This is a genomic window from Vibrio sp. 3-2(1) (assembly GCF_963887575.1).
Taxonomy (GTDB): domain Bacteria; phylum Pseudomonadota; class Gammaproteobacteria; order Enterobacterales; family Vibrionaceae; genus Vibrio; species Vibrio anguillarum.
Genome location: NZ_CAWPGB010000065.1, coordinates 92,874 through 112,680, shown reverse-complemented (window position 1 = coordinate 112,680; position 19,807 = coordinate 92,874). Strand labels below are relative to the sequence as shown.

General features: G+C 44.4%; 16 protein-coding genes. 5 read left to right on the top strand and 11 right to left on the bottom strand.

All coding sequences use genetic code 11. The features are described from left to right. Positions 1 to 226 precede the first annotated feature (226 nt). Positions 227 to 1,372 carry a Na/Pi symporter gene (locus tag AACQ79_RS17710; protein WP_064624491.1) on the top strand — a complete coding sequence of 382 codons (1,146 nt, stop codon included), beginning with the start codon at positions 227 to 229 and terminating at the stop codon, positions 1,370 to 1,372. A gap of 102 nt (positions 1,373 to 1,474) precedes the next feature. Here the strand turns inward: AACQ79_RS17710 and AACQ79_RS17705 are convergent, their stop codons facing one another. Genes AACQ79_RS17705 through rppH form a run of 5 tightly spaced genes read right to left on the bottom strand, consistent with a single transcriptional unit; the run spans position 1,475 to position 6,756 of the window. After that, a complete protein-coding gene (locus tag AACQ79_RS17705; RefSeq protein WP_017043268.1) occupies positions 1,475 to 2,326 on the bottom strand; it encodes a thymidylate synthase in 852 nt (283 codons plus the stop codon). A 15-nt stretch (positions 2,327 to 2,341) separates the two neighbouring features. After that, positions 2,342 to 3,145, bottom strand: coding sequence for a prolipoprotein diacylglyceryl transferase (lgt, locus tag AACQ79_RS17700; RefSeq protein WP_013857591.1), 804 nt, complete (start codon positions 3,143 to 3,145; stop codon positions 2,342 to 2,344). A 43-nt stretch (positions 3,146 to 3,188) separates the two neighbouring features. Then, positions 3,189 to 3,980, bottom strand: coding sequence for a sulfite exporter TauE/SafE family protein (locus AACQ79_RS17695; protein WP_115339542.1), 792 nt, complete (start codon positions 3,978 to 3,980; stop codon positions 3,189 to 3,191). A gap of 8 nt (positions 3,981 to 3,988) precedes the next feature. After that, positions 3,989 to 6,235 (bottom strand): phosphoenolpyruvate--protein phosphotransferase, encoded by a 2,247-nt coding sequence (gene ptsP / locus AACQ79_RS17690; protein WP_170899468.1) that lies wholly within the window; start codon positions 6,233 to 6,235, stop codon positions 3,989 to 3,991. Positions 6,236 to 6,237: 2 nt separating this feature from the next. Continuing rightward, entirely contained in the window at positions 6,238 to 6,756 is a 519-nt protein-coding gene (gene rppH / locus AACQ79_RS17685) for an RNA pyrophosphohydrolase (RefSeq protein WP_010319133.1), read from the bottom strand. A 605-nt stretch (positions 6,757 to 7,361) separates the two neighbouring features. Here rppH and mutH point away from each other — a divergent pair. Together mutH and AACQ79_RS17675 are read left to right on the top strand one after the other, a co-directional pair. Beyond that, entirely contained in the window at positions 7,362 to 8,027 is a 666-nt protein-coding gene (gene mutH, locus AACQ79_RS17680; protein ID WP_026028083.1) for a DNA mismatch repair endonuclease MutH, read from the top strand. Positions 8,028 to 8,161: 134 nt separating this feature from the next. Beyond that, positions 8,162 to 9,196 (top strand): NADP(H)-dependent aldo-keto reductase, encoded by a 1,035-nt coding sequence (locus AACQ79_RS17675; RefSeq protein ID WP_013857595.1) that lies wholly within the window; start codon positions 8,162 to 8,164, stop codon positions 9,194 to 9,196. 37 nt (positions 9,197 to 9,233) lie between these two features. On the opposite strand, the gene AACQ79_RS17670 is transcribed toward AACQ79_RS17675, so the two are convergent. The 5 genes from AACQ79_RS17670 to brnQ form a co-directional block, all read right to left on the bottom strand. Next, positions 9,234 to 9,485: a hypothetical protein gene (locus AACQ79_RS17670; RefSeq protein WP_094133224.1), complete on the bottom strand. Its 252-nt coding sequence runs from the start codon at positions 9,483 to 9,485 to the stop codon at positions 9,234 to 9,236. 500 nt (positions 9,486 to 9,985) lie between these two features. Further along, positions 9,986 to 11,320, bottom strand: a complete 1,335-nt coding sequence (gene vpsR / locus AACQ79_RS17665) for a cyclic-di-GMP-binding transcriptional regulator VpsR (RefSeq protein WP_017043264.1) — start codon at positions 11,318 to 11,320, stop codon at positions 9,986 to 9,988. 262 nt (positions 11,321 to 11,582) lie between these two features. Further along, complete coding sequence (gene lysS, locus AACQ79_RS17660; RefSeq protein ID WP_013857598.1) at positions 11,583 to 13,115, bottom strand: lysine--tRNA ligase; 1,533 nt, start codon at positions 13,113 to 13,115, stop codon at positions 11,583 to 11,585. A gap of 33 nt (positions 13,116 to 13,148) precedes the next feature. Then, positions 13,149 to 14,247 (bottom strand): peptide chain release factor 2 gene (gene prfB / locus AACQ79_RS17655; protein WP_096000859.1). Its coding sequence is split into 2 segments (ribosomal slippage): positions 13,149 to 14,171 and positions 14,173 to 14,247, totalling 1,098 coding nucleotides; the frame shifts between segments, so codons are not numbered across the junction. A gap of 170 nt (positions 14,248 to 14,417) precedes the next feature. Further along, complete coding sequence (brnQ, locus tag AACQ79_RS17650) at positions 14,418 to 15,731, bottom strand: branched-chain amino acid transport system II carrier protein (RefSeq protein WP_047690133.1); 1,314 nt, start codon at positions 15,729 to 15,731, stop codon at positions 14,418 to 14,420. Positions 15,732 to 16,039: 308 nt separating this feature from the next. Between brnQ and AACQ79_RS17645 the strand changes: the two genes are divergently transcribed. Continuing rightward, the gene (locus AACQ79_RS17645) at positions 16,040 to 16,762 is read left to right on the top strand and encodes a tRNA1(Val) (adenine(37)-N6)-methyltransferase (RefSeq protein ID WP_170899467.1); all 723 of its coding nucleotides are present in this window, start codon (positions 16,040 to 16,042) and stop codon (positions 16,760 to 16,762) included. Between the two features lie 92 nt (positions 16,763 to 16,854). After that, positions 16,855 to 18,087, top strand: coding sequence for an ATP-dependent RNA helicase SrmB (gene srmB / locus AACQ79_RS17640; RefSeq protein WP_017046308.1), 1,233 nt, complete (start codon positions 16,855 to 16,857; stop codon positions 18,085 to 18,087). Positions 18,088 to 18,188: 101 nt separating this feature from the next. On the opposite strand, the gene prfC is transcribed toward srmB, so the two are convergent. After that, a complete protein-coding gene (gene prfC / locus AACQ79_RS17635) occupies positions 18,189 to 19,778 on the bottom strand; it encodes a peptide chain release factor 3 (RefSeq protein WP_026028084.1) in 1,590 nt (529 codons plus the stop codon). Positions 19,779 to 19,807 lie beyond the last annotated feature (29 nt).

Below are 19,807 nucleotides of genomic sequence, written 5' to 3'. Positions count from 1 at the left end.
ATATCTAAAACTAGCGTCCCTCGCTCTCCTCCTCCACGTTGTTAACGTCGCATAACATCATGAAAATTCAATAAATAAAGAATTAAAAGTCACCGTGAAACTTGTTTTTATCAGAGTTATCAATGAGAAACTCACTGTCATATAAATGAAATAATTATTCTCTACTATCTCGCTCAGATTCAACAACAGACCGAACAACACTCAAAAGGTCAATGGAGAAAAGAAAATGAACCAAGCGACAACTACTGCTGCACCCATTGCGAGTACCACTCGCTGGCTGCGTTGGGCGAACTTGGCATTCATGCTCTACCTACTGCTACTTGCAGTGGCGATGGTAGGTAGTGGATTTAAATGGGCGACAGGTGATCAAGCTAAGGTACTGTTTGAGTTTGCCTCACACCCAATAGCGGGGTTGATGATAGGGTTAGTCGCCACAGCATTGATTCAATCTTCAAGCACCGTAACCTCTATCATTGTCGGTCTTGTGGCTGGCGGATTACCTGTTGAAATGGCGATCCCAATGGTTATGGGTGCCAATATTGGCACCACAGTAACCAACACGCTTGTTAGCCTTGGACACGTTCGTTGCCAAGTCGAATTTAAACGCGCTTTTGCAAGTGCAACAATTCACGACTTCTTTAATCTTTTGGCGGTACTGATTTTCCTACCGTTAGAGATGATGTTTGGTATTTTAGAGAAAATTTCTCATTGGCTTGTGTCACCTTTACTCTCTACTGGTGATATGAGCATGAAAGGGCTCGATTTTATCAAACCTATCACGAGCCCAATTATCACGGCACTAAAAGGCCAGCTAATCACTTTTGGTGAAGTTGTAGGTGGCGTGATGTTGATTGTTCTTGGTATTGCGACCATTTTTGTGGCTATCACTGTCATGGGTAAGCTCATGAAGAGTTTGATGGTGGGTCGTGCGAAAGAGATACTCAAAGATGCCATTGGGCGCGGACCGCTGCACGGTATCCTTTCAGGTTCAATCGTCACTGTATTGGTTCAATCTTCTTCAACCACCACCAGTTTAATGGTTCCGCTGGTCGGCACTGGTGTATTGAAAGTACGCGATGTTTACCCATTCACTTTAGGGGCTAATATTGGCACTTGCATTACCGCCCTACTCGCGGCAACGGCCGTTTCTGGTGAGTTTGCGGTATTTGCCTTGCAAATTGCTTTAGTCCACTTAACCTTTAATGTATTAGCCACTGTGTTGATCTATGGTGTTCCGTTTTTACGTGAACTGCCAATTAAAGGCGCAGAAATGATCGCCGAAATGGCGACTAAGAATAAGTCGGTTGTCGCTGTCTATTTGCTATCGGTCTTTATTATCCTACCTGGTGGCATATTGGCACTAACGGCTTAAGTAACGAACAAACCACACGACAGATCAAAAAAATCCCCGAGCAACGCTTCGGGGATTTTTTACAACTAGAAAACAGTACTTTTTAATAATGCGAGAGAGCAACTAAACCGAAAACGGGTACTGGATGGCATCATGGCATTGGTAGCCTTCAATCCAGAAATCATCCAAGGTAACCCAAGTTTCAAGATCTTCTAGCGTTTTAATTTTCGGGTTGATATGAAACTTCGCCATAGGGAGCGGTTCACGCTTAAGTTGTACATCTTTCATCAACGCCAGTTGGTCTTCATAGATATGCGCATTGACGATCTTATGGTAGGCCACGCCCGCTTTTTTGCCGGTAATTTGCGCCATAATTGCGAGGAACACGTAGACCTGAACCATATTAAAATTCAAGCCAAGCGGGACATCACACGAGCGTTGCGTACTATTGAGATACAAAGTATCGCCCAACAACGAAAAGTGATGACTGTACATGCAGGGGCGCAAGCAGCCCATATGAAACTCACCTGGGTTGTAAAAGTTTAGGATTTCGCCTCTATCATCAACGCCACGTGAAAGATCATCAACAATCTTACGCAGTTGATCAATCTGCCCACCATCCGCCTTGGCCCACGCACGTCCTTGAACGCCGTACACGCGGCCCATATCATCTTCACCTTTGCGGTATGGATTGTTAAGCCAAGCTGCATTTAAATTCGCATTCGCATCCCACGTTTTGGTTCCTAAAGCGCGAAAATCGGCTGCATTATCGTAGCCACGAATATAACCAAGTAGCTCAGCAACTGCGGCTTTCCAGAAGCTTTTACGCGTTGTCACTAACGGGAATTGATTCTGACCTACATCATAGGTGAGATCAGCGTTAACCACCGTTAGGCAGCGTTTGGCTGTACGTTCATTTTCGATCCAAACGCCCTCATCAACAATTCGCTGACAAAGTTCAAGATACTGTTTCACAAACTATCCTTAACACTATTGAGTCACTTTATGGTTAACCTTGTACGCCCATACCATCATCAGTGCACCGACAATGATCATCGGTAGCGACAGGATTTGCCCCATGGAGATAAATCCAGCGAACAATCCTAATTGTGCATCAGGTTCACGAACATATTCGACAAGGAAACGGAATGTTCCGTAGCCTATCAAAAATAGCCCTGAGACTGAACCAATTGGCCGATTTTTGCGGATAAACAGGTTCAATATAATAAACAGCACAATCCCTTCTAAGAAAAACTCATAAAGCTGTGATGGATGGCGAGGCAAAGGCCCGCCGTTTGGAAAAATGATCGCCCATGGAACATCGGTTACTCGCCCCCACAATTCACTGTTCATGAAGTTGCCTAGTCGTCCCATGCCTAAACCAAATGGAACCAAAGGAGCCACAAAATCGGCGACACCAAAAAACGTTCGGTTATTTTTCCGTGCATACCAAAACATTGCGCTGATCACGCCAAGTAGACCACCATGGAAAGACATCCCGCCTGTCCACACTTTAAAGAGATAGAGCGGGTCTTGGAGAAACAGATCAAAATTGTAAAACAACACATAACCGACACGACCACCAATGACCACCCCTAAAAATCCAGCAAACAGCAAATCCGAGACTTGTTCACGAGTCCAGCCACTATTTGGTTTGTCCGCTCTGCGATTGGCAAGCCACATCGCAAAAACAAAACCAACTAAATACATTAAGCCGTACCAGCGAATGGATATAGGGCCAATCGCAATCAGCACGGGATCAATATTTGGGAACTGTATAAAACCCTGAGACATAAACGTGTTCTCTTACTAAAAATGAGGTGAAGATAATAAGTGATTAAAACAGCATAGTTGCCGCTATAACCATCAGAAAAACGGAGAATATTTTTTTCAATACCACCGTCGGTAACTGAGTCGCGTAACGCGCTCCTAATCGAGTAGTGAGAATTGAGGTCGAAGCAATAGCGACTAACGCAGGTAAATAGACATAGCCAATGCTGTAAGGTGGTAAATTCTCCACTTGATAACCGTGCAAAATAAAACCAATCATGCCAGAGATTGCGATCACACACCCACAGACAGAAGAAGAACCGACAGCTTTACGCATTTCAACGCCATGACGATTCAAAAAAGGAACGGAGAGCGAACCGCCACCAATTCCCGCTAAACTAGAGACAATACCAATACCACTGCCACATAGCATGGTCACCCACGCACCGGGCATCGATCTTTGCATTTGCGCTTTTATCGATAAAAACATTTGAATCGCTAGGCAAAAAACAATCACGCCAAATACTTTCGGTAGATATTGAGTCGGGATCACGTCTGCGATCATTGAGCCAACAAACCCACCGACGATAACGCCGGGCATGAGCCACTTGACGACAAACATATCCACATTACCCAATTTAAGGTGATTTAATGCCGAAGAAGCCGAAGTAACAATGATGGTCGCTAGCGATGTCGCTAACGCTAAATGCATACTAAGTTCGGCGGAAATACCCGCCTTGGGAAGCAAAAGAAGCAACGCCGGAACGACAATTAAACCACCACCAATGCCCAGCAAACCAGCCATAAAACCAACGACTGAGCCCAATAACACCAGCAACACCATCAACTCAAAATTCACATTAGTTCCTATTTTTTGCCTGCGCGGATAAAGCCAGCAAAGCCTTTATCTTCAAAGTATGAGTGCATCATATTATAAATGTCGTTGCCGTAAGCTTGCATCAACGCTTTGTCAGCAAGTTGCCGTAACTGTCCTAATTGAGAGTGCCTCACCAAATATTTGACCTTGGCTACGTTGGAGGTATTCATACTTAGCATGCGATAACCCAAACCAATTAATAACAGTGAACCGATAGGGTCCCCGGCCAACTCACCACACACACAAACAGGTATACGATGAGACTGGCAAGTTTCTAAAATCTGTTTAAGCGCCATCACCACCGCTGGATGCATGGAGTCATAGACATCAGCAACATGTGCATTGTTCCGATCAACGGCCAACAAATATTGGGTTAAATCGTTGGTTCCAACCGAAACAAAGTCCACTTTGCTCGCAATCAATGGTAGAAGATAAATCATCGATGGTACTTCAATCATAATGCCAATCTTGGGCATTATGATCCGATCATCAACGCTAGAAACTTCTCGATACGCTTGCTCAATCAACCGCATTGCGTCGTCCAACTCTTTCGTTCCTGAAATCATTGGCAATAAAATGCTGAGATTTTGGTTATCGCCGCTGGCACGCATCATCGCCCGCAGTTGAATCAAAAAGATATCGGGATGATCGAGCGTAAAACGAATGCCTCGCCAGCCAAGAAAGGGATTGTCTTCTTCAATGGGTAGATAAGGCAGTGCTTTATCGCCACCAATGTCTAACGTTCTCATCACCACCCGTTTATCAGGATAAGCGTTCAAAACGCTGCGATACTGCTGCACTTGTTCTTCTTCTGATGGAAAGCGATGTTGCAGCAAAAAGGAAATTTCGGTTCGATACAGCCCGACACCATCAACCCCTTGGTTAATTGCGATGTTGGTATCCGCACTTAATCCAGCATTGAGCATCACTTCAATACGTGTGCCATCTTGCGTAAAAGGAGCTTCTGCAATGGTTTCATTAACCATTTGAGAAAGTTCGCTTTCTTCATAAGCTAAAGCGCGATATTCCGCCAGAATTTGTCTATTTGGTGAGATAAAAACCTTGCCGCTATAACCATCGACAATGCCCTTTTTACCGTTGATCTCCTTGAGATTAAGTGAAATCCCCATCACTGCGGGAATGCCCAGCGCCCGTGACAATATTGCTGCGTGGGAATTAGCAGCCCCTTCTAAAGAGACCACCGCCAGTAATTTATCTTTAGGAATAGCGGCGAGAATTGAAGCAGTAAGTTCGCGTACCACCAAAATAATCGGTTTATCAAGTTGCTGCTGATCATGCTCAGTGTTGTGCAAAAAAAATAGCAGTCGCTGACCTAGCTCACGAATATCCTGTGCACGCTCACGTAAGTAAACATCTGACATCTTCGCAAAACGGTTGGAATAACTCTCCACAACTTGCCGTAATGCCCAATCTGCACGATCACCTTTTTGGATCTGGCTTTTCAGATCGTTGCGTAGCATCGGATCATTGAGTAGATGAGTAAAGAGATCGAAGATGGCTAACGCATCTTTATTAATATCACTATCGAGTTTTTTTCTTAAACGACGAAAATCGTTCAAGGCGCTTTCTACCGCCAGCACTAGCCACTCTTGTTCTCGTTCAATATCGAGCGTTGAGGCGGGGTAAACATCAGACAGTTGAGGCTGGGTGTCATCCCACCAAAACTCACCAATCGCGATGCCAGATGACGCAGCAATGCCACTGGTGGACAACTGCTTTTTCGAAAGCAGCCACTGCCCTTGTGTTTGAGCATGAGCAATAATCACGGCCACTTGCGCCGCCAGAGTGACAATAAAAGACTCTTCCATCTCACTAAATAAGCGAGGTGTTTTTTGCTGCACGACCAAGACACCCAATACTCGCTTGCGATGAATAATCGGCGTACCAAGAAAGCTTTGATACACCTCTTCGCCAAGCTGTTTGAAGTATTTAAAATTAGGATGTTTCGACGCTTCAGCAATGTTGATTGGCTCAGCTGAACGTTTCACTAAGCCCACTAAACCTTCGTCAAAACCGATGTGGATTTTGTCGCCTTTGAACTTTAAGCCTTGCGTTGCCATCAGTTCTAGACGATGTTTTTCTTCGTTAGCAAGATAGACAGTGCAACACTCGGTACTCATCGCATTGCACGTTTGCTTAACCAAAATATCCAAGGCTTGGTGTACATCTTCTACCTTGGATACTTGTTCAACTATTTCCCTTAGCTGAGAGAGCATGTCTATCCTCTTTTATTTTTGCGCTTACCTTTGTTATTACGTTCTTTAAATGGCATCGCGAATGATGCAAACTCTTTCATGGCGCGACGATAAACATCTCGCTTGAAAGAGACTACTTGCCTCACTGGATACCAATAACTGACCCAACGCCAACCATCAAATTCAGGGGTACTGCCGCGCTGCATGTTGATTCTTGATTCATCACACTCTAAGCGCAGAAGAAACCATTTCTGTTTTTGCCCAATACAGACAGGTTGAGAATCCCAACGAACGAGCCGTTTTGGTAATTTATATCTTAACCAATGACGGCTTGTTGCTATGATTTTCACATCTTTCTTTGTAAGCCCAACCTCTTCGTAAAGCTCTCTAAACATCGCTTGTTCAGGAGTTTCATCGTCGTCAATTCCACCTTGTGGAAACTGCCAAGAGTGTTGTCCGTATCGTTTCGCCCAGAATACCTGACCATGGTTGTTACAAATCACAATACCAACATTGAGTCGGTAACCATCGCCATCGATCACTGGCCAACCTCTAGTAAAATCTTAATTGCTTTGATTTTTCCACATATCCCCAATAGGAGCAAACTTACTAGTGTGATTAACACGAGATTTATGTGTTCCTAATCATTAATTGGATAACTTTTCATCAAATTTAAAGTTATCAACAAAATAATGCGACACCAGCCACATTTATTCACCTTTTCTGTGAGTAACTATGTGAAGAATCTCTAGATAGCGACTTACTTCCCCAAAAAGCAAAAGAATACGGGCCAATATAAAAAAGATAATAATAAATTAAATACATTAAAAACAATGAATTAATTGGATTTTCCATTATTCACATTACGTTGCGATTAACAAAAAATTGATCCTTTCACAACATGCTCAAAGATCCACCAATTAGCTCGTTATCCACACCCCCACTCTAGTAGAAATAAGATTTACTGATTAAGAGGCCCACTCTCTCAAGCAAAACCCTGTAAATGCATACAGATAAACAAAAAATGGAATATTTTTCCGATCAACCTGTGGATAACTTGGGTTGCGATGATCTTTTAAGCAAAAGAAACGACAGCACATTGTGTATAAGAATTTGCTACAATCACGTTTTTATCATTCAAAGTATCATGAAACCCGCACCTAAAACTGAACATGAATTAATGCTTAGAGCCCAAGACATTGCAGGCTTAAGCTTTAGTCAACTCGCCGAAGAAGCCAAGATGACCGTGCCCCCTGACTTAAAAAAAGATAAAGGATGGGTCGGTCAGCTATTAGAGTGGCATTTGGGTGCAACGGCAGGCAGCAAACCTCAGCAAGATTTCGAGCAATTAGGTATCGAGCTCAAAAGTATTCCAATCAGTTACACTGGAAAACCGCTCGAAACAACGTTTGTGTGTGTGGCCCCACTCACCGGTGTTCATGGTTTAACATGGGAGCAAAGCCACGTGCGAAATAAACTCTCTCGAGTACTGTGGATCCCAATAGAGGGTGAGCGAGAGATCCCCCTAGCCCAGCGCCATGTCGGATCGCCATTGCTATGGAGCCCTTCTCCTGCACAAGAACAGCAGCTAAAAAATGATTGGGAAGAACTGATGGAGTTCATCGTTCTTGGCAAAGTTGAGCAGATCACCGCTAAGCACGGTGAAGTATTACAGCTCAGGCCAAAAGCGGCAAACGGGCGAGCATTAACCGAAGCCTACGGTGCTAATGGTAAACCTATCAAAACCCTGCCACGAGGCTTTTATCTTCGAACTCAATTTACCGCGAGCATTCTTGAGCAACACTTTATTTAAAAGTGCTCGTTATTGCTCATGAAAAAACGTAACCGTTTGATCTTTCACTGCACAATTCGTTTCCGTTTCACTGCCATCTTCGCTTATAGTAAAAACGTCACACACTCCACCAGCGAGAGCATCAAGGAAGAAATATGCAATACACCAAACTGCCTCATTCCACACTGGAAGTGAGCAAGATCTGCTTAGGTACCATGACTTTTGGTGAACAAAATAGCCAACAACAAGCCTTTGAGCAGCTCGATTACGCCTTAGACCAAGGTGTGAATTTCATCGATACTGCGGAAATGTACCCAGTTCCCCCCAACGGTAAAACCCAAGGTCTGACCGAAAGCTATATTGGCAACTGGTTAGAAAAATCAGGTAAACGTGAAAAAGTGGTGTTAGCGACTAAAGTGGCAGGCCCGCGTAACGTGCCTCACATCCGCGAAAAGATGTCACTAGATAGACGCAACATTCATTTAGCGATTGATGATAGTTTAAGACGCTTAAAAACAGACTATGTCGATTTGTATCAATTACATTGGCCTCAACGCCAAACGAACATGTTCGGCCAACTTAACTACCCTTATCCTGATCAGCAAGAAGAAGTCACTTTAATCGAAACGCTCGAAGCGCTTAATGATCTCGTCAAGGCTGGAAAAGTGCGTTACATCGGTGTGTCAAATGATACCCCGTGGGGCGTAATGACGTTGCTAAAATTGGCAGAAAAACACGATCTAGCAAGAATTGTCTCTATCCAAAACCCTTATAATTTACTGAATCGTAGCTTTGAAATTGGCTTATCTGAGATTAGCCACTTCGAAGGTGTTCAACTGCTGGCTTACTCGCCACTGGCGTTTGGTTGCCTGAGTGGTAAATATTTAAATGGCGCAAGACCTGACGGTGCTCGGTGCAGCCTATTTGAACGCTTTTCTCGCTATTTTACGGCGCAAGGTGTACAAGCCACTCACGCTTATGTTGAGCTTGCTAACCAGTATGGCCTTGATCCAGCACAGATGGCGTTGGCGTTTGTCAATCAACGTCCGTTTGTCGCATCCAATATCATTGGCGCGACAAACCTAGAGCAGTTGAAAACAAATATCGATAGTTTAGATGTCGTACTCAGTAATGAATTGCTTCTTAAAATTCAAGAGATTGGGACGACTTACTCCAACCCTTGTCCGTAGATATCTTCGGGGCTAGCGAAGCCACTAGCCCCTCATTTTACGTTGTTATTCGCATGCTTAACACACGGCGAAGATGACGAATATGACGTTCAGCTTTAATTGAGTCAGGGACTGAAACACCAATAGTGCGTCCATCACTTTCTAAGCCAATATCTTTAAGCAAGTGTTGGCTATTAAAAGGCAGCTCAAAAGCATGACGGCGAACATTTCGTTGCCATTGACGCTCTTCACGGCGTAAATCAGCACGGACCAGTAAAGTAGCAAGTTGTAAATAAATTGAATGACGCATGAGTATTCTCCAGTAGTAAACTAAACGTTGACGGCTGGAAAAATGGGGGCGAACAAGGTGGATCAACACTTTGATAAGCTGCCATTTTTCCGCAGCCTATCTCAAGGTTACGGATTAACTAAAAATCGGTGCCTTTTTTATCATCAAACATACGACAGGCGTCTGTAGTAAGAGACGATTTAGGCGCAGTAAGATCGATAGAAACGCGAACAGTATGAACAAAAACGAAATGATTCATGTTGCGCCTCCAAGCAAATAGTTAATCCAAAGTGAAATGAGTGTGTGAGCACGGCTCACGGTTAAATTCTATGCAACTGAGGTGATTATTCAACTCTTAATTTTCAAACAATTAAAAAACAATGCATTAACCTAAAATGAAAGCCGATGACAGCAAATAAGTGACATATTCAGCTAGAGAATAACTTATTCGCAAAAGATATGATTATAAAAAATGGCCACATGGATTAAATGTGACCATTTTTACTTGAAGAATCATCAAGTTAATAGGTATTTTCAGTGATTAAGTTATGTTTATTAAGCAAGCGATACATAGTAGCTCTAGATACACCTAGCTCTTTGGCGGCCATTGAGACTTGCCCTGAGTTCGATTCTAAAACCAGTAATAGCGCATCTCGCTCTGAACGCTCACGAATGCTTTTTAGGCTGCGCTTACCATCACTGCGTTTTGGTAAGTCGAGTTGCAATTCATCCAACATGACTGAATCGGACATCAGCACCACACGTTTGATCTGATTCATCAGCTCACGAACGTTACCCGGCCAGTGATAACGAGCCAATGAGCGCGCCGCTTCTTCAGTAAAACTGCGCGCCTGCGCGTTAAACTCTTTTGAATACTCCTGCAAGAAGTGTCGTGCCAGTAAAGCAATATCACCCGCCCGCTCTTTTAAGCTCGGGACATTAATACGCAATACGTTGATATAGTGGTACAGCTCTTCGTTAAAATTGCCATCAATCAGCGCTTTTTCAATATCGGAAGAGTTGGCGGCCAAAATACGCACATCCACCTCTTTGACACCCATTGAAGTTTCTATCGTTCCTTCTTGCAGGAAGCGCAAGAGGTTAGCTTGTTGGCTTTTAGGTAGCGTGAGAATATCTTTAAGTAGGATCGTCCCACCATCTGCCCGCTCCAATAATGAAGTTTGAGATGAGTCTTCACAACCAATACCGAACAGCTCACATTCAAAGCGGCTCTCCGATAAAGCTCGACAATTCACTGAAATAAAAGGTTTTTGTGCACGAGACGATGTTTTGTGTACCGCTCTCGCGACCGTCTCTTTGCCCGTTCCATTTTCCCCATAAATGAGGATACTGACATCCGTAGGGCCGATGCGTTTGATCTGATCACGCAAGCGCTTCATGGGAGTAGATTCACCAATTAAACCAATATCCCCTGTTGCTCCATAATGTGGCCATACTTTTTTCTCTAACTTAAGCATTCCAAGTTGGTGTCCAATGGTGCTCAGTAGCTGCGCATCGGGAATCGGCGCCGTAAAAAAGTCGATACAAAAGTTAACAATGAATTGGCAAATCGTATCCGAGCTCAACTGTGATTCGCGAATGAACGCTAACCAACGTACTTGTTTATGGTTGCTGACCAAATTTGCAATGCCATTGAGGCTGAATTCATCATGGCTCAAATCAACAATACCAATGCATGGGCCTGTTTCTGCAAACAAGGCATCCGCTTTACGTAAATCTGCGCATTGTGTACAACGCCAACCAACCTGTTCAAGTACAGATAACCAAGGCTCGTATGTCCCACCAACGACGACAAGCGAACCAGGGACAGAATCCATTCGGAATTGAGTGCCCATCTATTATTCCTTATCTTTAAATTTATATGCAGTGCTACTTTTGGCACATTAAACGGCTGTTACATTAACGAGACTTGGCGCTGTAGTCTGTCTCAATCATAAGACTAGACAACAAATAAGCACTTTACCATTTAATATAGGGAACTATTTCATAATCCTTTCGAAATTGTTGTCTGTTAGTCCACGCTAGTGAACAAAATTTTTCAAACTAATGCAAAAAAAAACCGCCTATTTAGGCGGTTTATCGGAACGAAAGTAGCAATTACTGCTGTGGGCGCATCGCAGGGAATAGGATAACGTCACGAATCGTATGGGTGTTGGTGAGTAACATCACCAAACGGTCAATACCAATGCCTTGACCCGCCGTTGGTGGGAGACCGTGCTCTAACGCAACAACATAATCAGCATCGTAGAACATGGCTTCATCGTCGCCAGCATCTTTGGCATTCACTTGCGCTAAGAAGCGCTCGTCTTGATCTTGAGCATCATTAAGCTCAGAGAAGCCATTGGCGACTTCACGACCACCGATGAAGAACTCAAAACGGTCAGTGAAGAATGGGTTGTTATCGCTACGACGCGCCAATGGTGAAATATCCGCAGGGTATCCAGTGATGAAGGTCGGTTGCATCAACTTAGGTTCGGCCGTTTCACCGAAGATCTCTTCAAGCAGTTGGCCGCAAGTCCAGAAAGGTTCAACGTCTACATGAACCGATTTCGCGATAGATACCATGAGCTCACGGTTTTGCAGATCCTGTTCAGTTAACGCTTGGATTTGAGCGTGCTCTGGGTTGTAGTGTTTGATGGCTTCAAACATACTCATGCGAGCATATTGACCACCAAATTCTACCGTTTCATCACCATAAGGCATTGAAGTCGAACCTAAAACTTCCTGTGCCACAGTGCTTAATAACTCCTCAGTAAAGTCCATCAGATCATTGTAATCTGCGTACGCCATATAGAATTCCATCATAGTAAATTCAGGGTTATGGCGAGGAGAAAGACCTTCGTTACGAAAGTTACGGTTGATTTCAAACACGCGATCAAAGCCACCCACAACTAAACGCTTAAGGTAAAGCTCAGGTGCGATACGCAAGTACATTGGCATGTCGAGCGCATTGTGGTGAGTGATGAATGGACGCGCACTAGCACCGCCAGGGATCACATGCATCATTGGCGTTTCTACTTCCATGAACTGTTTTGAGATCATGAAGTTACGAATTGCAGTCATTACTTTAGAGCGAACAATGAACGCATTACGTGAACTTTCATTAACAATCAAATCCACATAACGTTGGCGGTAGCGCATCTCTTGGTCAGTCAAACCGTGGAACTTCTCTGGTAATGGACGAAGTGCCTTTGTCAGCAATTCGTACTCTTCCATATTAACGTAGAGATCGCCTTTGCCAGATTTGTGCAACGCACCTTTCACGCCGATGATGTCACCAATGTCTAGACCTTGGTATTTTTCCTTCAGCTCAGTTTGAACCTCTTTTGAAGCATAAGCTTGAATACGACCAGAGGTTTCTTGAATAACAAGGAAAGGGCCACGTTTCGCCATGATACGACCCGCAATCGCCACAACATGGTTTAAGGCTTCTAACTCTTCTTTGCTCTTTTCACCGAATTGCTGTTGAAGATCGCCCGCAAGGCTGTCACGACGAAAGTCATTTGGGTGGCCATTCGCTTTACAGCTCTTACGGATGTGATCCAGCTTGCTGCGACGCTCTGCGATGAGTTTGTTCTCTTCTTGCGCAATTTGCTCTTGATTCATTTCGTTTTGAACAGCATCAGTCATTTTACATGTACCTTATATGTCGGTAAAAAAGCATTAAAGGCCTGATTTCAGGCTTGCTTCAATAAATTTGTCTAAATCACCATCTAATACCGCTTGGGTATTGCGGTTTTCAACGCCAGTGCGTAAGTCTTTGATTCGGGAGTCATCCAATACATAAGATCGGATTTGGCTTCCCCAGCCAATGTCAGATTTCGCATCTTCATTGGCTTGCTTTTCTGCGTTCTGCTTTTGTAACTCAAGTTCAAACAGTTTTGCACGCAATTGTTTCATCGCTTGGTCTTTGTTTTTATGCTGCGAACGATCGTTTTGGCATTGAACAACGGTATTGGTTGGAATATGCGTAATACGCACCGCCGATTCGGTGGTGTTAACGTGCTGACCACCCGCTCCCGAAGCGCGATAAACATCGATACGAAGATCGGCTGGGTTGATGTCGATAGCAATATTTTCATCAATCTCAGGATAGATAAACGCAGAGGCAAAAGAGGTATGGCGGCGGCCACTCGAATCAAATGGGGATTTACGAACCAAGCGGTGTACGCCAGTTTCGGTGCGCAGCCAACCATAAGCGTAATCACCGATAATGCGCACGGTTGCGCCTTTTAGGCCAGCAACATCACCTTCAGACACTTCAATCACTTCAGTCTTAAAGCCTTTCGCTTCTGCCCAACGTAAATACATGCGTAGCAGGATTGATGTCCAGTCTTGAGCCTCGGTGCCGCCCGAACCAGACTGCAGATCAATATAGCAATCTGAAGAATCGTGATCGCCAGAGAACATACGGCGAAACTCAAGCTGTTCAAGCTTAGTTTCCAGCTCATCCAGTTCAGGGCCAATTTCATCGAAGGTTTCTTGGTCTTCGGCTTCAATAGCCAGTTCCAGTAGCCCTTCCACATCATCCACACCTTGATCTAACTGATCAATGGTATCGACAATGGCTTCGAGCGAAGCACGTTCTTTACCTAGCGCTTGTGCACGCTCAGGTTCGTTCCAGACGTTGGGTTGCTCGAGTTCTGCATTCACTTCTTCTAAACGCTCTTTCTTAGCGTCGTAGTCAAAGATACCCCCTCAGGATATTTGTGCGCTCTGACACATCCTGAAGACGGTTTTTAATAGGATTGATTTCAAACATGTTTGCTCAACATTTATGAGTAGAATTTAACCGAAGAATTCTACTTAAAAATGTGACGAAGATACAGGAAAAATTCGTTTGATCTCTTGGAATAAAAGCTGGCGCACGCCTAAAAAAAGAGGCTGAACAATCATGTCCAGCCTCTTTAATGCTTACGGGTAAAAACGCGATTATGCCGCTTCTTTAACCACACTTTGTTGAACGGTAGTTGCAATAAAGAACATGCAAATCATCGCAGCAAGTGTCGGAAGCAACCACCCCATGCCGACCTCAAACAGTGGCAGCATATTGAACGCAGACACATCAACGCCAGCGACTTTTGCCGCGTCGATCAACGCAAAAAGGAAAGAGACAAGCAGCACCACACGGTATGCCACTGCTGGGTTTGGTAGTTTCCCTCTCAAGAAGGTCAACATAATCAAGGCAATCGCAACTGGATAAAGCGCATACAGTGCGGGGATAGAAAGCGTGATCAATTGCGATAAACCAACGTTTGCCACGATAGCGCAAGCAACACCAATAATGATCACCCAAGATTTATACGCAATTGGAGTCAATGTGCAAAAGTAATCTGAACATGCTGAAATCAAACCAATTGCCGTGGTTAGGCAGGCTAGTAGCACGATGACAGAAAGCACGATCTGCCCATAAGGGCCAAACAGCGCTTGCACATATTGGCTAAGCACCGCACCGCCATTTTCTGCACCAAAAGCGACCACAGAGCTTGTCGCGCCAAGATAAAACAGTGAAATATAGACAAAAGCTAAACCAACCGCCGCAATACACGCCGCGCTGATTAAATACTTTGTGGTTGCCGCGCGCTCTGTAATGCCTTTGCTACGCAGTGCATCGACAATTAACATCCCAAACATCAGTGCGCCAAACGTATCCATGGTGTTGTAGCCTTCAAGGAAACCTTTCGTCAACGGCTGAGTCAGGTATTCGCCTTGTGCAGTCACCATCTCACCTTGCGGGTCAACAAAAACCGCAACGGCTAAAATAATTAATCCAACAAATAGAGCAGGAGTTAGCACTTTACCAATGATGTCAATGAGCCGACCTTGAGACCAGGCAAAAAACATCGCAACGACAAAAAAGAGAATCGAAAATAGTGTCAAATGCGATTGTTGCGCATCAATGAAAAATGGTTTCACTGCCATTTCATACGCCACAAGGCCGGTACGCGGTGCTGCAAAGGCAGGACCAATGATGATAAAGATCATCACTGCCATGATAGTTGCAGCTTGTTTAGGCAGATCTTTGGTTAAATGCTCCCAAGAACCACCCGCGACAGCAATCGCAATAATCGTCATCAATGGTAAACCGACAGCGGTAATAAGGAAGCCTGTCATGGCTGGCAGTAAATGCTCTCCAGCAAGTTGGCCAGCGATTGGCGGAAAGATGATGTTACCAGCACCCAAGAAAAACGCGAAAAGCATAAAGCCGACCGCGATAATATCTGTTAGTTTTAACGTCTGCTTCACAGATAACCCTTAATTATTATTTGATAAATGTTGTGTATGCATTATTGATGAGGTTGAAACCGCATCTAAATCTAAAAATTAAGGGCGAATAATGACGAAACACTCAAGACTTCACAAGGGCAAAGCAAAAAACGCTACATTAATTCATAATATCGGTGAAAAACCAGTTTAAAACTCTAAATGTTAAAAAATAGAAAGAATGATGTGTTGATCATTTTATCATACACTCTCATAACAGATAGAAGAATAATCCGAACAAATAGATAACAATAGTGGTTATCACTTAATTAGAGCTATATTTTGAAATAATGATGAAAAGTCACACGCCCAAAAATAAGCGTTTCAAATTTAAACAATTTTCCATTGACGGTGGACAAGCGGGAATGCCTGTCAGTACCGATGGGGTTCTATTAGGCGCGTGGGCTTTCACGCACCATCCCAAAACAATTCTCGATATTGGCACCGGTACTGGGTTATTGGCATTAATGTGCGCACAACGTTTTAGCGATGCACAAATTACGGCCGTCGATATCGATGCCTTTGCCTTTGAAGCGGCCCAATACAACAGTAATGCTTCTTCATGGGGGCAACGCATACAGGTTTTACAAGGTGATATTTTAGACACCTCTTTTACGCCGTCCTTTGATGCAATTATTTGTAACCCACCCTATTTCAACAGTGGTGAACTGTCTCATGATCCCCAGCGAGCTACTGCTAGGCACACCAATCAACTTGCTCATCACGCTTTATTAGTCAGAGCAAAAAGTCTTCTCAACGATGAGGGGCAAGCTTGTTTTATTTTGCCCGTGTATGAAGGGGAACAATTTATCGAGCAAGCACTCACACTCGGCTGGCAGCTTAAGCGGCGCTGCACTGTACAACCCGTAGCACACAAACCCGCTCATCGGCTATTGATTGAACTAAGTTTAGCCTCGGATTCTGTGATTGATTCATCGTTGGTCATTCACTCATCAAGTGGTTATAGCGAAGCCTTTATTGCCCTAACTCAAGATTTTTATCTCAAGATGTAGAAATAACATGTGATCCTAATCACCAATCCCCCTATAATGTTCGACCTTAATTTTATAGCCAAATAAGCCTAACGGCTTGTGGAGTACTCACTGTGATCAAAACCTTTGCTGACCTCGATCTTGACCCTTGCATCATTGCGGCCATTGAAGATATGGGCTTTGAACGTCCCACCCAAGTTCAAGCTGAAGCGATCCCACAAGCCCTAGATGGTCGAGATATTCTTGCCTCTGCGCCAACGGGAACCGGTAAAACCGCTGCATTTGTTTTACCCGCTCTACAATATCTTTTAGATTTTCCGCGCAAGCGAGCCGGCCCTGCACGCGTCTTGATTCTGACCCCAACTCGTGAACTGGCGATGCAAGTGGCGGATCAAGCTCGTGAACTGGCGAAGAATACTCGCCTCAATATCGTCACCATCACTGGCGGCGTACAATATCAAGAGCACGCCGACATCTTAGCCAAAACGCAAGATATTGTGGTGGCAACGCCTGGTCGCTTGATGGAATACATTGAAGGCGAGCGTTTTGATTGTCGTGCGATTGAATGGCTTATTTTGGATGAAGCTGACCGCATGCTGGACATGGGCTTTGGCCCAATCGTCGATCGTCTCGCTGCTGAATGTCGCTGGCGTAAACAGACCTTGCTCTTCTCTGCAACACTGGAAGGCCATGGTGTGGAAGGTTTTACTGCCGATCTCTTAAAAGAACCAGCAACAATCAATGCCGATCCTTCTCGTCGTGAACGCAAAAAAATCACTCAATGGTATCACCGCGCCGATACCATGGTGCACAAAGTTGAGCTATTGAAGAAAATCCTCACCGAGCAAGCCGAACGTTCTATCGTGTTTATCAAAACTCGTGAGCGCTTAGCTGATTTGCGTACAGAGCTAGAAAAAGCGCAAATTCCTTGTGCTTGGATTCAAGGCGAAATGCCACAAGATCGTCGCAATAACGCCATTACGCGATTCCGTGAAGGCGCAGTCAACGTACTACTGGCAACCGACGTGGCCGCACGCGGTATTGACTTACCTGACGTAAGTCACGTGATCAACTTTGATATGCCACGCTCAGCGGATGTGTACTTACACCGCATAGGTCGTACGGCTCGTGCTGGTAAAAAAGGCAATGCGATCTCTTTGGTTGAAGCCCATGATCAAGTGATGATGGACCGCGTCGCGCGTTATGTCGACGAGGAGATCAAAGAGCGCTTCATTAAAGATATGCGCCCGCAGCACAAAAAGCCGGTATTCAAAAAGAAAAAGAAAACCGATGACAAAAAAGTCAAAGTGGTTTCGAAGAAGAAAGCGAACAAAAAGAAAAAATAGTGTTCCAATACCACCTATAAAAAAATGCCGATACTGAAATATCGGCATTTTTTATCTTTAACGTTTGAAGAGAGTGTCACTCTCTTCAAAATCACCAAGGTTTAATGTTCGCGTGTCGCACGGAACTCCACTTCAGGAAAACGCTCTTTGGCCAGATTTAAATTGACCATAGTCGGCGCGATGTAAGTCAGGTTATCCCCACCATCCAGTGCGATGTTACTTTGGTTTTTGCGCTTAAACTCTTCGAATTTTTTATCATCTGCGCACTCAATCCAGCGTGCTGTTGCAACGTTAACACCTTCGTAAATAGCCTCGACGTTGTATTCAGATTTTAAACGAGACACCACCACATCAAACTGCAGCACACCCACTGCACCCACAATCAAATCGTTATTTTGTAGTGGGCGGAAGACTTGAACCGCTCCCTCTTCCGACAACTGCACTAACCCTTTAAGCAGTTGCTTCTGCTTCAGTGGATCGCGCAAGCGAATACGACGGAACAACTCAGGAGCAAAGTTAGGAATACCTGAGAATTTCAACGATTCACCTTGAGTAAAGGTATCACCAATCTGAATTGTTCCATGGTTATGCAAACCGATAATATCGCCAGCATAAGCATTTTCAGCACGAGAGCGATCGCCCGCCATAAAGGTAACCGCATCAGAAATACTCACTTGCTTGCCAATACGCACGTGGTTCATTTTCATGCCTTGGGTATAAGTACCCGACACAATACGCATAAACGCAATACGATCGCGGTGTTTAGGATCCATGTTCGCTTGGATTTTAAACACAAAGCCTGAGAATTTCTCTTCCGTGGCTTCAACAATACGCTCATTAGCTTGACGTGGCATCGGCGCCGGAGCCCACTCAGTTAAACCATGCAGCATATGGTCCACACCAAAGTTACCTAATGCCGTTCCGAAGAAAACAGGGGTCAACTCACCTTTTAAAAACAGCTCTTGATCAAATTCATGAGAAGCACCCAATACCAATTCAAGCTCATCACGCAGCTGAGCGGCAAGGTCATCACCCACGGCCTTATCCAGATCAGGGTTGTTGAGGCCCTTAACAATGCGCTCTTCTTGAATAGTGTGACCTTGGCCGGTCGCGTACAGAATCGTCTCATCACGGTGAATGTGGTACACGCCTTTAAACTCTTTACCACAACCCACAGGCCATGAAATCGGGGCGCAGGCAATCTTCAGCTCATTCTCCACTTCATCAAGCAATTCCATTGGGTCGCGGATTTCACGGTCCAATTTGTTCATGAAGGTTACAATCGGTGTATCACGTAAGCGAGTCACTTCCATCAGCTTACGAGTACGATCTTCAACACCTTTTGCTGCATCAATCACCATTAAGCACGAGTCAACCGCCGTCAATGTGCGGTAAGTATCTTCCGAGAAGTCTTCGTGCCCTGGAGTATCGAGCAAGTTAACCAAACAATGATTGTAAGGGAATTGCATCACAGAGGTCGTGACCGAAATACCACGCTCTTTTTCCATTTCCATCCAATCTGATTTAGCATGCTGGTTAGAGCCGCGCCCTTTTACCGTTCCCGCTTTTTGAATGGCATTCCCGAATAGCAGAACTTTTTCAGTAATGGTGGTTTTACCCGCATCCGGGTGCGAAATAATAGCGAAGGTTCTACGTTTAGAAACTTCACTCAAAAAAGGAGTATTTGACATGAAACAGGTCTTCTCAATATGCTGATATA